The organism is Arthrobacter sp. GAS37 (genome assembly GCF_044908325.1).
GTDB lineage: Bacteria > Actinomycetota > Actinomycetes > Actinomycetales > Micrococcaceae > Arthrobacter > Arthrobacter ramosus.
Genome location: NZ_JBIYDB010000007.1, coordinates 83,834 through 98,126, shown reverse-complemented (window position 1 = coordinate 98,126; position 14,293 = coordinate 83,834). Strand labels below are relative to the sequence as shown.

Below are 14,293 nucleotides of genomic sequence, written 5' to 3'. Positions count from 1 at the left end.
CACGCGGTATCCCGCTTGACTCCGGACACGACTGTATCCGCGAATGTTCTCATCCCCGGCTAAACCAAGACTCGCATGGGGACCGATTACACCAACAAGGCCCCGGATCCCGTCGCGGCGGAGAAAGAGTTCGCTGTCTTCCCTTTACTTGGGCACGTTGGCCAGCCACAAGAGGTGGCAGCCGCCGCGTTGTGGCTTTCCTCCGACGCGTCTACCTTCGTGACCGGTTCGGCGCTCACTGTCGATGGCCGATGTATCGCCAAATAGGCGATGAGGCAACACCGGGGGAAATCATGCATTCTCTCAGGGGGAATGCATGATGGGGCGAGCAATGCTCGACGGTGCAGCTGCGGCTATCGTATATTTGTCTCATGGAAAAGGAGTCGCACCGCACGGGCGGGGAACGCGTCAGGGACCAAATTCGCCTCGACATACTCAACGGCAGATGGGGGCCAGGCACGAAGCTTCAGCCAGCGAGCCTCGCAGTGATGTACGACACAAGCACCACAGTCATTCGCGAGGCCCTGACTCGACTGACCGGAGAGAACATGATCTCGGTCGAGCCCAACCGCGGCTTCTTCGTGCAGCAGGTCACTTTCCATGAACTCGCGGACCTGACCGAGTTGAGGTGCCGCATCGAGGCCTTCGCTGTGGAGCTCGCCGTCGAGCGGGGGGATCTCGTGTGGGAGTCGAACGTTATCGCGAGCCATCACACCCTTTCCCGAACCCCACGCCGGAATGAGAGCGATCCGGAACACGTGTCTGAAGCCTGGGCGGTCGCGCACCGCGCATTTCATGCCAAGTTACTCGAAGCATGCGGTGTGCCCATGGTCATTGATTTATCCCGGCAGCTCTCCGATTTCACCGAGATCTACCGACGCTGGGCGGCGCCGTCGACGGCGGCAACTGCTCGTGACGTCGAGCGCGAGCATGTTGAGATTCTCAACGCAGTTCTCGAACGCGACGCACAGCAAGCCGCTGCACTTCTGCGTGCACACTACGAGCGCACCGTTCAGGTACTGCTCGAATCCGGGATCGTGCGAGACGACGGGGCGAAGAAGCTAAGCACCTCGACGGATCGCAAATTGCCTGCGTAGCGGGCAGGGAGAAGGTACTCAGACCTTTGGGCACGTTTGCGCATCGTTAACGTAAACGACACATACCGCCGCAGAGATCACCGCACTAACTGCCTTCATTGCCCAGCTGATGGCGTCTCCTGCAAGCGAGCGGGAGCGAGGGCCCTTGATCGGCGCGGCGAGGCCGTACATGTTCGGTTCGACTTCGCAGAAAGCGGCTCCACCACGGCCAGAGCCACCGCCTCTCCCCATTCCCTGATGAGCAGGGACACAGTGGATGCCGGATCGTTGGCAACATCATGAAGAACCGGAAGAGCTGCGGCCCGAAGGGCATCATGGGCAGCGGACGAGAGCCCTAGCAAGCCGCCGGCGACTGGATCTGCCCGAAGGGCGCACCGTCTTCATCGCCGAACCCGGCTATGAAGACCCCCGCCTACTGGTCTGGAACGCGTTGTGTCCATCACACAGCCACCCGTTACCGGTCTTTGAAGCAGCACGCCGAAGCGCCGACGGGAAAGTCGTTGGCTGTTTCGCTGGTTACCCACGGGCATAGCGGCACACGTGATGACATGGAGAACGTCCTGGTGCACAAGCTCCACCTATGATCTGGTCAATGCAATCAACGCAGGAGGATCATCGGCCATCAGCCTCTTCGCTCTCTCTGTCGTGCCCGAAGAGTCTGACACCGGACGATTCGGCTGCACCTAGGCTAATTGCTGTCAGCTTATCGACCGGGCCACGAATGCTTCATTGCGATGACCCGGAGCCCGCGATCAGGCGTCCCAGCAATCAAGAAGGCTCGCCATGACGGGCCTCTCGGCTGGAGCGACCTGCGGTTACAGTGCCGCATAGCTGGATTGGTCTGAATCCGACCCGTTTTGTCCGGGCCCTTCTTCTCCCGAACAGATAATTCGGGCTTACATTTGCACACTCTCGTGTATATAGTGAGTTTAGTGCCCGGCTTAGAGACCCTTTCGCGGAGACGACCGACGTCCAAGTGGTTCATGTCCGCAGATCGCTTGGCGGGCACTCGCACTGCGTCTGCATCATCGATACGAGTCGCGGCTGCACAAAACCGGTCTCCGGCTCGTGCGCCGACGCCCAAAAGGAATATGTCGCACCGCGGAAATCAAAGTATGACGAAGGAGTCAACATGGAAGACATCGACCAGAGAGTGGCGATCGTCACCGGGGCCGGCCAAGGCATCGGACGTGGTATCGCTCAAGTGCTTGCCCGGCACGGAGCCGCGGTTGTCGTCACCGACATCGACGAAGCGAGAGCAGTTGAGTCGGCAGCGCTGATCACGGCTGAGGGTGGCCGGGCGACCGGGATCGCCCACGACGCGGCAGACCCAAATGCCACCAATCCGATCATCCACAATGCCATTGAAGCCTACGGGCGTTTCGACATCATGGTGAACAACGCGGGCATCGCGGCACAGATGCCGTTCGACGAAATAACGGTCTCTGACTGGGACCGTCTCAATAGCATCAATCAACGCGGCACTTTCTTCGCGGCGCAGGCCGCCGCCAAACACTTCAAGGAGCAGCAGTCCGGAAAGATCGTGAACATCAGCTCGTTCTCAGGCCGCAAGGCGGTAGAGGAATACCTGATCTATAACGCGACGAAAGCTGCTGTGATCATGATGACGCAGACGCTCGCCCTCGAGCTCGGTCCGTTCAACGTGAATGTTAACGCGATCTGTCCAGGCATCGTAAAGACACCGATCTGGGACACGCTCGACCCCGAGCAGTGGACGCGCCAGGAAAAGCAGATCCCGCTTCGTCGAGGGCAGACGCCGGAAGACATCGGAGAAGCTGTGGCATTCCTGGCCTCTGAGCGATCCAAAAACATCACTGGAGCGGTGCTGGCGGTTACCGGCGGTCTCGCAATGTTCTAACGCAGCAAATACCACCGCTACAGACGCAGCAAATACGGGCACTAAAAGGAGGAGTAAGAAATGGGATTCGATCGTGACGTGGCTACCGGCAGGAAGCCGATGCTGGAGGGAAAAATTGCCATTATCACTGGCGGTGGCAATGGGATAGGCCGCACGGCCGTCGGGATGTTTATCGAGGCGGGTGCGCAGGTCGTGACCTGTGACATCGATACCGAGGCGCTGGCTTCGGTGAAGGAGACTTACGGCGATGCCGTAACGATCATCGGGGCCGACATGGGAACGGTCGAGGGCGTTCGCTCGGTTGTAGAGTTGACCGAGGAGACGCACGGGCGCGTCGACGTGTTGTATAACAACGCTGGCGTAGGAAATCTCAATAAGAACTACGCTCGCGTGCACGAAACGCCCTACGACGTCTTCGAACGCACGCTCAAGCTCAATCTGTGGTCAGTGTTCGCCATGTCTCGCGAGACGCTCCCTTTGATGCTGAAAACCGGCGGATCGATCGTGAACGTATCCAGCATCAACGCGCAGGTTGCTATCCCGGGCTCGGTTTCGTATATCGGAGCGAAAGGTGGCGTGCTCTCGATGACGCGAAGCTTTGCCTTCGACTATGCAAAAGATGGCATTCGAGCCAATGTTCTCATTCCCGGATACATCGATACCCGTATGGTCCGGGACTACACCGACAAGGCGCCCGATCCGGACGCGGCGGCCAAAGAAATTGCCGACGCGCATCTGCTCGGCAGACTTGGCGATCCGCAGGAGATCGCCGCCGCGGCGCTATGGCTCGCCTCGGACGCCTCCGCCTTCGTGACGGGTTCTCTTCTGACGGTCGACGGCGGATACCTCGCTAAGTAGTGCCGGGCCTCTCGGCGTGGTTCCCTCACGGCCGATGGGATCCCGGAGCCGGACGGCGCATTCTTTTCGAACCATCAGAGCGGTTCAAAAGCGCTGGAGATGGAAGCCGACGCCCACGTCATGCCCATCAGTAGAGTGATAGCGCTCGAGGCTTCAGGAATCAGCACCCGAAGGAGGGGATTGATGTGGGACCTATTTTAGGAGATATAGCAATGAAATCTGAAAGGGATATCGATGGACGACTACGGTAACGACATCGCGGCGATTTCGCAGTTGAGATCGCAGTATTCGTTGTACTACGACAACGCGGATGCCAATCGATTCGCCAGACTATTCACCGAGGACGGCCTGTGCAACCTCGGCACGTGGGGTGTGTTCCGCGGCCCCCAGGAAATTGAGGTCGGTATCGCTGGACAGCTGGTGGCACCCTCGCCACAGCCCGCTACGATTCACTCAGTAAGCACTCCCGTCATCGACGTGCAAGGAGACTCAGCATCGGGAAGCTGGTATGTCACCGTATACCATCTGCCCCACGACGGTGATTTACACCCCGTACGTTTCGTCGGTCGGTATTTCGACGAGTACCGTCGCACACCCGAGGGGTGGAGGTTCTCTGAAGTGCGCCTCGACCCCTACTGGTTCGTCGGGTATTGAGCTGCAGACGCTCGCCCGCGCTCTGAATAGCTCAGAGGCGCGGGCGAGCAATCGTCATATGAAGGAAGCTGTCGTCTGCTGCGCCGAGGACGCCACGGCAAACCCTCGCCGAGGCGCCGTAGAGGCCACAGACCGAAGAAAAGCCGCGGCGATGGTCGACAACAGCGTCTCTGGCTAAACAGCTTGGCCACGTGTTTTTCGACGGTATAGCCCACGGGGACTTCTGGCCTGTAAACCTGCGCGCTGCCAAGTCTCGGCGACGTAGCCACCCGTGCCTTGCGAGCAACTTAGCGCTTTGACCGAATCGAAGGTTTCCGGAGTGACATCGACGATTGCCGAGCGATCTCAGGTCGCGCCTGGCATCACTTTTAGCATGATGTCGAGCTGGCCGAGGGTGCTGAATGTGCTGTGAACAAGTGTCGACGTCAGCCCCAACGGTAAAGTCAGCATGCCCATAGAGCAAATTTCCGGCGAAGTTCAGCTCCAACTCAGCGCCCAATTAATCCTGGATCTCGCCGATGACCATACCAACCCTTCCGGAATGAAGAGTTCAACGGGCGCCGGCCGGATCCCGCTCGCTCAGACGGAGGAAACGATCGACCCGTCAGGTTTCCACTAATCCTATGTTGAGTCAGGTGGGGCACGTCAGGCAAGCCGGCCGGAGATACGCTCTGCCGCTGCGATGATGGCGTTGACGGCACCCTCCGCGACTTCCTTGCGGGTAGTGATGAGGTTTATGCAAGCGGCGACGTCCGACTCAGGGCCCTTGATCGGCGCGGCGAGGCCGTACATGTTCGGTTCGACTTCGCCGAAAGTAATGGCAAAGCCGTTGATCCTGGCAGACCGAACATCTTCGGGCTCCATCGGGGACGGCGGCCGGCTTGCCCGAATCGCAAGTCCGGCGGCGCCGCGGTTGAGGGGATGCCGGCTTCCCTGGGCGAACGAGACATGGTAAGAAGGCCCTCGCGGCTCCACCACCGCCAGAGCCACCGCGTCCGCACCCTCCCTGACAAGGAGGGACATGGTGGATGCCAGCTCGTTGGCAACATCATGAAGAACCGGAAGAGCTGCGGCCCGAAGGGCATCATGGGCAGCGGACGAGAGCCCTAGCAAGCCTGCGGCGCCGTGATAGCGGTTGTCGGCGTCCCGGTGGATCAGGCGCGCGTCATCAAGGGTATTGAGTATGCGGTACGCAATGGTGCGGTGCACTCCGAGAAGCTCAGCGACGTCGCTGATCGCAAGCCCGTCGCCAGCATGGGCAATCGCTTTTAGGACCTCCAGCCCCCTGGCCAGGGTTTGCGAGCCTGCCGTGCGCGAAGGAGTCGCTGTCTGTTCTGTGGTCACGAAGCCATCCTATCGAGCCACCCAAGCGTGGGTTGACAATCCAACAGTGCTGCGGGCTTGTCGACAACAGCCTCAGGTTCACGCGAGCGAGCGACGTCGACCGATGGTAGTCGAAAGCCTCTTGCGACTCTCCGCTGTCGCGCTGCAGCCAAGGTGAGACGACGCCGCCCGTCAGTCAGGTGCGATCGCTTTGACGATACCGATCAAAGCCGATCAGCATCTCGAGTCACCGTCCGGGAACTCATAAGCCAGCCCGAATCCGTCTGAACGAAACGATCGACAACGGTGAGACTGCGGTCAATTCGGGACCTCCCGGACTTGTCGGTGGCAAGGATGAGTAGGTAAGCGTCGACCTGTACGCCCCCAACTTCGCTCGTCATGGCGAGTGAGGTGGTCCAGTGACGGAGCTGATCGCCGGCACTTCGAGCACGGCTATACGAGAGCTGTGCGAACGCGCGCAGTTCCTCGCGACCGCGAGCGACGAGGTCAAATGTCGGAGAGTTGAACACACCGTCCGCGGTGAAACTCGCCGCCCACCCGTCGGCGTCGCTTCCGTCAATGGCGTGCGCCTGTGTTGCGTAGAGGTCCTCGATACTCGCACGGCTGCGCGATGCTCACGGTTGTCCTCCCTCAATGCTCAGCACGCGCGTGACGGCCTCGTGCAGTAGTGCCACGGCGTCATCGTAGCGTTCCGACACCCATGCGACGTACCCGTCGGGACGGACGAGAACCGCCTGTCGCTCTTCGAGGCTCGAAATGCGCCCCCACTCGCCGTACAGATCGCGCCCCGTCAGGTCGCCGATGACGATGACTCGAAGACCGTCCATGTTGAGCGTGGCTGCGGCTTCGACCCAAAAAACGCCTGCAAGTCCCGTGAGCAACGTGAACTTGCCTTTGCCGACCAGATCTAGGCTCGATATGCGTCGGCCGGTTTCGTCGACTAGCCACGCGTGCGGGAGCTTGCGACCCGGAGAAAGCGCGCGACTCGCGATGAGGATGTCCTGCTCCTCACCTTCCGGCAAGATCGGATTGATCACCGCGCTCGATGAGTAGACATGGTTCAGCTCGAAGCCATGAGCGTTGAACTCTGAATGCTTCATCTCAATTGCGCGATTAATGCTGTCCCTGATGCCAGCACCCTTCTCGGTCGGAGCAGAGATCTCGCCCACCAGCGCTTCGCCCGAGCCGTAGCCCCGGACGGCATCTCCTAGGGCTCCGAACTCGGCACGTGATCTATTGGCTCGCTCGACAATCGCACGGCCGACCGGGGCTCGCTCTGCAGTGTAGGTTTCCAGGAGGTCGATGCCCGCCCAACCCCGAATCACGAAAGCGAGCTTCCATGCCAGATTGAATGCATCCTGCACACTTGTGTTCGAACCCAGCCCTCCCGACGGCGGGTGTCTGTGGACGGCGTCCCCTGCGCAGTACACGCGACCGTTGCCGTAGGAGGTGGCATACGCCTCATTCACCTGCCAGGTCGATATCGGCCCCAGCTCAACCTGCAATTCAGGGTCGCCGACGAACGTGCGGATCCGAGCGAGCACAGCCTCGGGCGAGAGGTCTGGCTCGACTGACGGGTCGTAGCCCCACCCCGCGATCCACTGGTCCCAGGGGTGTACAGCACGAAGGAGACCCATTCCGATCTCCCCGTGGGAGGTACCCGGAGCCCAGATCCAATAGAGGATGCTTGGACGGTGCGCCACGTACCGGCTCAGGTCCGCCGAGAATTGCGCGTACACAGTTGCTGCGCGACCCATTGTTCCCTCGATGGGGAGTCTTGCGTCCTCAGCGACCTTGGAGCGAGCGCCGTCCGCACCGACCAGGAACTTGGATCGGACGGTGTACTCGCGTCCTGTCCGCCGATCGCGGAACATCGTCGTCACGCCGTCGTCGTCCTGGAGGTGCGACAGGTACTCCGTGTGGAAGTCCAACTGCGCTCCACGCTCTGCCGCCGCTCGGACGATGACCGCCTCAAGCTCGGGTTGCGGGATGTCGAGCATCGGCGCGGGACTCGCACGCACGTAGGCCCCGTGCTGGTCATCACCCGTCCCCCACGCACGGATGCGGGCGATCTCTGGCCCTGCGAAGCTCGTGGTGAAGAGCGTGTCGCCCATCAACTCCCAGGGAGACGCGATTGCGGCGAGTCGCTCGTCAATTCCCAAGTCGCGAAACACCTCTACCGCCCTCTGATTGGTGATGTGGGCCCGCGGGGTGTTAGACAGCCAGCCGTAGCGTGTCACAGAGCGCACACTAATCCCGTCTCTCGCAAGGGCGAGCGCAAGCGTCGCGCCAGCGGGTCCCATTCCGATGACGAGAACGTCGACTTCGTCCATAGAGTCCCTAACGCTCACCGTCACGCGCCCCTCACAACAGTGTTCCGGAGTGTGCCAATGCCGGTGATCTCGACCTCGACCACGTCGCCCTCGAAAAGCAGCCCTGAGGGCGACATGAACAGTCCCACACCGCCAGGCGTCCCCGTAACGATGACATCTCCAGCTCGGAGTACTGTGAAGCCAGTCACGTACTCGATGATGCGAGGGATCGAGAAGACCAGATCGCTCAGCAACGCGTCCTGGCGCACTTCGCCGTTGACTCGAGTCGTGAGCCGCACAGCGTCGATATCGCTGATACGTTCCTTCTCCACGAAGTACGGTCCGAAGGCACCGGTCTGCGGAAAGTTTTTTCCCGGAGTCCACTGCGTCGTTGCCCGCTGCCAGTCGCGCACGCTGAAGTCGTTGTACGGAGCATAGCCGGCTACAACGTCCCAAGCGTCAGCAGCCGAGACGTGGTGCGCGTCCGTCGAAATGACCAGCGCGAGCTCACCCTCATAGTCGAACTGCTCCGTTGAGCTTGGGCGCGCGGCGGGTTGCAGATGGCCCATCTGGGAATCTGCGAACCGAACGAAGACCGTCGGAGCAGCGGGGAGCGTCCGCCCGGCCTCCGCTGCGTGATCGTGGTAGTTGACGCCGATGCAGATGATCTTTCCCGGGTTAGGGATCACGGGCAGGAAGGTCACATCGACCGGGTCGTACCCCTCATCGTGCACCGAGGTCGGATCGAATGTCTCGAGGGCGTTCGCCACGATGGCCGCTCGGAGATCGCCCGCAACGCCTGCACCCGATGGGCCGAGGTCATGAAGGCGTCCGGCGAGCTCGACACCCCAGGTGTCCACCCCGCCAGGTGTACGGAACGATGCATAGCGTGCGTAATTCGTCATGTCAGTTCTCTCTCCTAGCCGGCGCCAGACCGTGCGACCGGAAATCCTCGCCGTTGTAGACACCCCACTTGTTCAACCAACGACGGTCGTCCTTCGACCACAAGATCGGCGGGCGCAAGTCGTCGTAGATCTGCTCCAAGTCGGTGTACAGCTCGATGACGCTGCCCGCCGGCTCGACGAAGTACGCGGCAATGTTGTGCCCGGCACCATGACGCACCGGTCCCCAGATCAGTCTGCGCCCCTGGGCGAACATCCGGTCGCCCAGCTTCCCCAAGTCTGCGATGCTCTGCGTCTGCCATGCGTGATGGTGAAGCGTTCCGTGGCCGGCGATGAGCGCAATTCCATGGTGGTCAGGGTTGCAGCGCAGGAAGTACGCGAAGTCGTCCCCGATGATGTCAGAGATCATGAAGTCGAGCACCTCCTGCAGGAAGCGCTTCATACCGTCTACATCTCGCGGGTGGATGTTGATGTGGCCATAGCGATCCGGACCGTAATTGGGCCCATCCGAGTTCCGTTCCTCCATGCCCAGGTAGATCTGGAACACGAAGCCCTCCGGCCCCTCGAATGCGAACCCGCGGTCGATGCCTGCCTCAAGGGGAACGTCGCTCACGATGGGATAGCCAGCATCATCGACCCTGCGCCGAATCTCCGCGAGCGCCTCATCGTCGCGCGCCACGAGGCCAAAGGCATCGACCGCGTTGGCGTCACTCTGGATGTACACGAGTTCGTGATGGACACCTGCCGCAGACAGGTAGACGCGATCGGGAAGACGCTCGTTCACGCGAAGACCGAGCAGGTCTGTCGCGTCACGCACCGACGCCTCGAGATCGGTGGTCCGAATGGCGACCGTTCCCATGGCAATAATCACGCCAGATGACATGTATTTCCTCCGTAATGTAAAGCGATTGGATGAGGTAGTCGAAGTGTCACGAGAGCAATCGAGATCCGCCGTCGACCAGGAGCGTGTGCCCCGTGACGTACGAAGACTCGTCAGACAGCAGGAAGAAGACGGCGTTCATGACGTCGATGCGAGTGCCAACACGACTGATCGGAAGACGTCCTACGGCCGCCTCGAAGGCAGCGGAATCCTCCTTGAGCCACTGGATCATCTCCGTGTCGATGAAACCCGGAGCGACGGCATTGACTCGGATGCCCAGCGGTCCGAACTCGTAGGCGATCGAGCGGGTGAGGTGATCGACGGCAGCCTTGGAAGCCGAGTAGGCCGCACGACCTGCACGGACCTTCATCGCCGCGAGGGACGCCAAGTTGACTATGGAACCTCCCGGCTTCATTACGCCGGCAGCGGCTTGGCACCCAAAGAGGGTGCCGTTGACGTTCACGGCGAACGTCGTCTCCATCTGCGCACGAGAGATGTCGAGGACCTCGCCGACAGGAAAGATCCCTGCATTGTTGATCCACCAGCGCACCTCGCCCAGGTTCTGTGCCTCTCGCGCAAGCTCCAAGTGGTCCTCGGGTCGTGTGACGTCAGCTCGCCGAGCGACTGCGCTGCCGCCGGCCGCGACCACATCTTCCCGCGAGTTGATGCCGGCGACAGTCTCCTGGAGGGCGTCTAGGTTGATGTCAGCCGCGACCACTCGGGCGCCTCGACGCGCAAGCCCCTCCGCGAAGGTTGCTCCCATGCCCCTGGCAGCCCCCGTGACGACAGTACTCGCTCCGGCAAACGACTTTTCGCTCATAATCCGGCCTCCTTTCCAGTATCCAAGTAGCTCTCTTGTGCGACATCCCATGATTCCAACTGCGCGAGCGCCGCATTCACAATTACGCGGCCTCGATCGAGCACATTGGGTCTGCGCAACTGATCTGCCATTCCGATCGCGACCGTCAGGATTGCCATGCGCCTAGCTCCTCAAGGTATCCGTTGCGCATTCCAACGAGCCGGGAAGCAGTTCCCGACGTGTATCCGCCGTCCACCGGGAGGTCAATGCCTGTCGCGAACGATGCGGCATCGGATGCCAGGAATGCGACCACCGCAGCGATCTCCTCCGGTGCCGCCGCGCGACCCAGCGGCGTAAGCGACATCATCGCCTCACGGTGAGGGCCGCGGGAGACCATCGGGGTGTCGACGAGGCCGGGTGCACCGAGTTCACGCGGATTCCCCACCCCGCGAGTTCCATCGCGGCGAGCTTCGTAAGGCCTCGAACACCCCCATTTGCTCCGCGTGTAGGGGCCGGCCAAGTGGCCCTCAAGCGTAGCGAGCGAGCCGATATTGACGATGGATGCCGTACTGCGGCGACTCTGCTCGGTGGTCCGCATCAAAGGCGCGCAGCGCCTGATGCCAAAGAAGGCCCCGGTGAGATTGATGTCGAGCACACGTCGCCAGTCCGCGAGCTCAGTCTTGAGCAAGGGCTTGCGGTGTGCCACTCCTGCGTTGTTGACGAGAACGTCGAGGTGGCCGTCCTGGGCGCGGATCGAAGCCACGACCTTCAGCCAGTCCGGCTCCTCGGCGACGTCTAAGTGGTGGAAGGTCGTCGTGCCGCCTTCACGCGCGAGTGCGGCCGCCAGCTCCTGGCCGGGAACGTCCGACAAGTCTGCGAGATGGACGATGGCGCCCAGAGTTGTCAGAACTCGCGCTTCGGCAGCGCCTTGACCGCTCGCTGCCCCAGTGACGAGACAGATCTTGCCTTTTAGATCGTTCTTCATCTGTCGACTTTCCGTTGTTCGAAGGTGGCGAGTGCGGGCTCAGTCTAGATCCCGACCGAGAATGCCGTCGTTGCGCATGCATGGCCTCCACTGCCCGCCTCACCGACTCGACGTCCGCATCGAGCCGCGGCCGAGAACGGCTCGGCGGGGCCGACCCTCATGCAAGGTGAAGGGGGCGGCCCCCCGCCATTTGTCCCCGACTACGCCAGTCAGGGGCAATCGGCGGCCTTGGCTGCCTGCGGCACTAATCACTCTGAGATTCAGAACCACTCTGTCCCTTCCAGTAGGCCGCACCAAGAGCTGTGGCGTCCGAGTCAACGCTCGCAGCTCCAGACTATGGATAATTCAATGCACTTGTCAACGGAGAAAATATTTTCACATCATAAAGGCTTTCTGAAACTTTATGTACTAATAGAATAGGATGATATATTATTGCCATGGGAAAGGCCGGAACGATAGTCCGTGAGCAGATTCGTCGCGACATTCTCTCGGGCGCGTGGACTCCGGGCGGCAGGTTGCAGCCGGCCGTCCTCGCCCCCGCGTACAGTACGAGCACGACTGTCGTGCGCGAGGCCCTTACGCGGCTCTCCGGCGAGGGCATCATCACCATCGAACCCAACCGCGGGTTCTTCCTTCCCCACCTCTCGTTGGACCAGCTCCGCGACCTTACCGAGGTGCGGTGCAGGTCCGAGGCGCTAGCCCTTGAGTTGGCGTTTGAGCGAGCCGACTTGGGCTGGGAGACAACTCTCATCGGAGCGCACCACCTTCTCGCTCGGACGCCACGCCGGTCGGCCACCGATCCGAACCGCGTCGACGAAGCTTGGGCCGAGGCGCATCGTGCGTTCCATCGGGCTCTCATTGAGGCCTGTGGGGTGCCTCTGCTGCTCAACCTGTCGCGCCAACTGGCCGACGCGACCGAACTCTATCGACGCTGGGCCGCGCCTTCCCAGGCCGCAGTGTCGCGAGATGTGGAGCGGGAGCATGTCGATCTTCTTGATGCCGCGCTCAGTCGCGATGCGGAACAGGCCGGCGAGCTGCTGAGGCGTCACTATGAGCGCACCGTAGAGGTAGTGCTCCAGAGCGGGCTCCTCAGAGAGTCAACTGCTTGCACGAGACCGTCGGGCTTGACCTGAAGCCATCTGAATAAACGCCAAGTTGACAGCCTCCGTCCGAGATCGGTCGACGCGTCGAGGTCCCACGGCTGTAGAAGGAAAAACGTATGGCTGATCCCTCGAGCAGGGGGCCGGCTGGTATGACCAAAACTGCGGACCGCCGCACCTTCGCGACCGCGGCCCTTTCATTCATCGTCGTCTTCGCCACCGGCGCCGCCCCGATACCGCTCTATGCGCGATACCGCGAGCAGAATGGAGTCACAGATGATGCCTTCTCGCTCGCCGCGGTGGCCTACTTCGGATGCGCAGTTTTCGCATTGCTGGTGCTAGGCCGACTCTCGGACCACCTCGGAAGGAAGCCCGTCGCGGTGCTTTCACTCATGCTCGCCGTCGCCGGGTGCTTCCTCTTCACTTCGGTCCAGGATGCGGGGACCCTGCTGACCGGGCGCGGGCTTCAAGGCCTGGCCGCCGGAATGGCATCAAGCGCAATCACCGCCTTCGCGGTCGACACCGCTCCGATTTACCCACGCTGGCTCGCTTCGACACTCACGGGCGCGGGCGCGCCGCTGGGGCTCTCAGTCGGGGCCATGGCGTCAGCGCTTCTCATCGATGCCGCTCCCGCGCCACGGGTGACGGTCTTCATCGCCGCGGGCGCGGTACTTTTGACCTTCATCGGGTTGCTCCTCGTGACGCGTGAGTCGGTGGCGCCCAAGCCAGGTGTTCTATCATCGTTGCGCCCACGCCTCGGTGTACCTCGTGCCACATATCCGCTACTCATCCCTGCCAGTGCGGCGTTCTCTGGGACATGGGCGATCGGTGGGTACTACCAGGCATTCGGCTCGTCCGTGGCGGTCGAATATCTGCACTCCGCAAATGCTGGAGTTGCAGCGATGGTCTTCGCCTCGTACCTCGCGCCAGCCGCGCTCGGCGGTTCGCTGGCGAGTCGAGTTTCCCCGGTGACGGCCCAACGATGGGGGCTGGCAGGGGTGTCAATCGCCGTAGTCGGTCTCGTGTTCTCAGTCGCTGCTGGGAACGCCGCGACGTTCATCGTCGCTGGCTTGCTCGGAGGTCTGAGCCAGGGTTTCGCGGGAGCTGGCGCCATGCGTGCCCTTCTCTCCCGCACGCTTCCCCCCGAACGGGCCGGCCTCCTCGCGGTCGTCTATGCGACGTCATACGTCGCCGCGGCGGTGCCGGGGCTTATCGCGGGACAGTTGTCCCGAACTGTTGGCCTGTTCAATATCACCGCGGCATACGCCGTCGTAACCATGGTCGCCTTACTGGTGTGCATCGCGAGTACCCGAGGCCATCGCCATCGTGAAGCCCTGCGAGCGATCCGCTTTCGAGAGCTGCCTCCTAACCAGACCGGGCCCCATCCCAGATCTATCGATTCCGAGGCCGATGGATGATGTGCGCTGGCTATCACGAGCCGCGAGAACTTGTATCGGCCCAGCGCGTTCGGCATGTCGAGGAG

At 61.6% G+C, this 14,293-nt stretch carries 14 protein-coding genes and 1 pseudogene; 7 read left to right on the top strand and 8 right to left on the bottom strand.

Annotated features, from left to right (window positions below; all coding sequences use genetic code 11):
- The first annotated feature begins 75 nt into the window (after positions 1 to 75).
- The 5 genes from ABH924_RS08570 (at position 76) to ABH924_RS08550 (ending at position 4,488) form a co-directional block, all read left to right on the top strand.
- Positions 76 to 267, top strand: coding sequence for an SDR family oxidoreductase (locus ABH924_RS08570; protein WP_404498047.1), 192 nt, complete (start codon positions 76 to 78; stop codon positions 265 to 267).
- Between the two features lie 104 nt (positions 268 to 371).
- Positions 372 to 1,097 carry a GntR family transcriptional regulator gene (locus tag ABH924_RS08565; RefSeq protein ID WP_404498046.1) on the top strand — a complete coding sequence of 242 codons (726 nt, stop codon included), beginning with the start codon at positions 372 to 374 and terminating at the stop codon, positions 1,095 to 1,097.
- 1,132 nt (positions 1,098 to 2,229) lie between these two features.
- Positions 2,230 to 2,976: an SDR family NAD(P)-dependent oxidoreductase gene (locus tag ABH924_RS08560; RefSeq protein ID WP_404498045.1), complete on the top strand. Its 747-nt coding sequence runs from the start codon at positions 2,230 to 2,232 to the stop codon at positions 2,974 to 2,976.
- A gap of 60 nt (positions 2,977 to 3,036) precedes the next feature.
- Entirely contained in the window at positions 3,037 to 3,834 is a 798-nt protein-coding gene (locus ABH924_RS08555; protein ID WP_404498044.1) for an SDR family NAD(P)-dependent oxidoreductase, read from the top strand.
- 234 nt (positions 3,835 to 4,068) lie between these two features.
- Complete coding sequence (locus tag ABH924_RS08550) at positions 4,069 to 4,488, top strand: nuclear transport factor 2 family protein (RefSeq protein WP_404498043.1); 420 nt, start codon at positions 4,069 to 4,071, stop codon at positions 4,486 to 4,488.
- A gap of 645 nt (positions 4,489 to 5,133) precedes the next feature.
- Here the strand turns inward: ABH924_RS08550 and ABH924_RS08545 are convergent.
- The 8 genes and pseudogenes from ABH924_RS08545 to ABH924_RS08510 all read right to left on the bottom strand — a co-directional run bounded on the left by ABH924_RS08545 (position 5,134) and on the right by ABH924_RS08510 (position 11,710).
- A complete protein-coding gene (locus ABH924_RS08545; RefSeq protein WP_404498042.1) occupies positions 5,134 to 5,832 on the bottom strand; it encodes an IclR family transcriptional regulator in 699 nt (232 codons plus the stop codon).
- Positions 5,833 to 6,035: 203 nt separating this feature from the next.
- Positions 6,036 to 6,428, bottom strand: a pseudogene (locus ABH924_RS08540) (nuclear transport factor 2 family protein); the annotation flags it as partial.
- An 18-nt stretch (positions 6,429 to 6,446) separates the two neighbouring features.
- Positions 6,447 to 8,165, bottom strand: a complete 1,719-nt coding sequence (locus ABH924_RS08535) for an FAD-dependent monooxygenase (RefSeq protein ID WP_404498041.1) — start codon at positions 8,163 to 8,165, stop codon at positions 6,447 to 6,449.
- 20 nt (positions 8,166 to 8,185) lie between these two features.
- Positions 8,186 to 9,049, bottom strand: a complete 864-nt coding sequence (locus ABH924_RS08530) for a fumarylacetoacetate hydrolase family protein (RefSeq protein ID WP_404498040.1) — start codon at positions 9,047 to 9,049, stop codon at positions 8,186 to 8,188.
- A gap of 1 nt (position 9,050) precedes the next feature.
- A complete protein-coding gene (locus tag ABH924_RS08525) occupies positions 9,051 to 9,929 on the bottom strand; it encodes a VOC family protein (RefSeq protein ID WP_404498039.1) in 879 nt (292 codons plus the stop codon).
- 46 nt (positions 9,930 to 9,975) lie between these two features.
- On the bottom strand, positions 9,976 to 10,746 hold the full coding sequence (locus tag ABH924_RS08520) for an SDR family NAD(P)-dependent oxidoreductase (RefSeq protein ID WP_404498038.1): 771 nt from the start codon (positions 10,744 to 10,746) through the stop codon (positions 9,976 to 9,978).
- Positions 10,743 to 10,904: a hypothetical protein gene (locus tag ABH924_RS08515; RefSeq protein WP_404498037.1), complete on the bottom strand. Its 162-nt coding sequence runs from the start codon at positions 10,902 to 10,904 to the stop codon at positions 10,743 to 10,745. The genes ABH924_RS08520 and ABH924_RS08515 overlap by 4 nt, the downstream gene beginning before the upstream one ends.
- Positions 10,892 to 11,710, bottom strand: coding sequence for an SDR family NAD(P)-dependent oxidoreductase (locus ABH924_RS08510; protein WP_404498036.1), 819 nt, complete (start codon positions 11,708 to 11,710; stop codon positions 10,892 to 10,894). The genes ABH924_RS08515 and ABH924_RS08510 overlap by 13 nt, the downstream gene beginning before the upstream one ends.
- 437 nt (positions 11,711 to 12,147) lie before the next feature.
- Here ABH924_RS08510 and ABH924_RS08505 point away from each other — a divergent pair, with 437 nt between their 5' ends.
- Positions 12,148 to 12,843, top strand: coding sequence for a GntR family transcriptional regulator (locus ABH924_RS08505; protein ID WP_404498035.1), 696 nt, complete (start codon positions 12,148 to 12,150; stop codon positions 12,841 to 12,843).
- A gap of 119 nt (positions 12,844 to 12,962) precedes the next feature.
- The gene (locus ABH924_RS08500) at positions 12,963 to 14,228 is read left to right on the top strand and encodes an MFS transporter (protein WP_404498034.1); all 1,266 of its coding nucleotides are present in this window, start codon (positions 12,963 to 12,965) and stop codon (positions 14,226 to 14,228) included.
- The last annotated feature ends 65 nt before the right edge of the window (positions 14,229 to 14,293 follow it).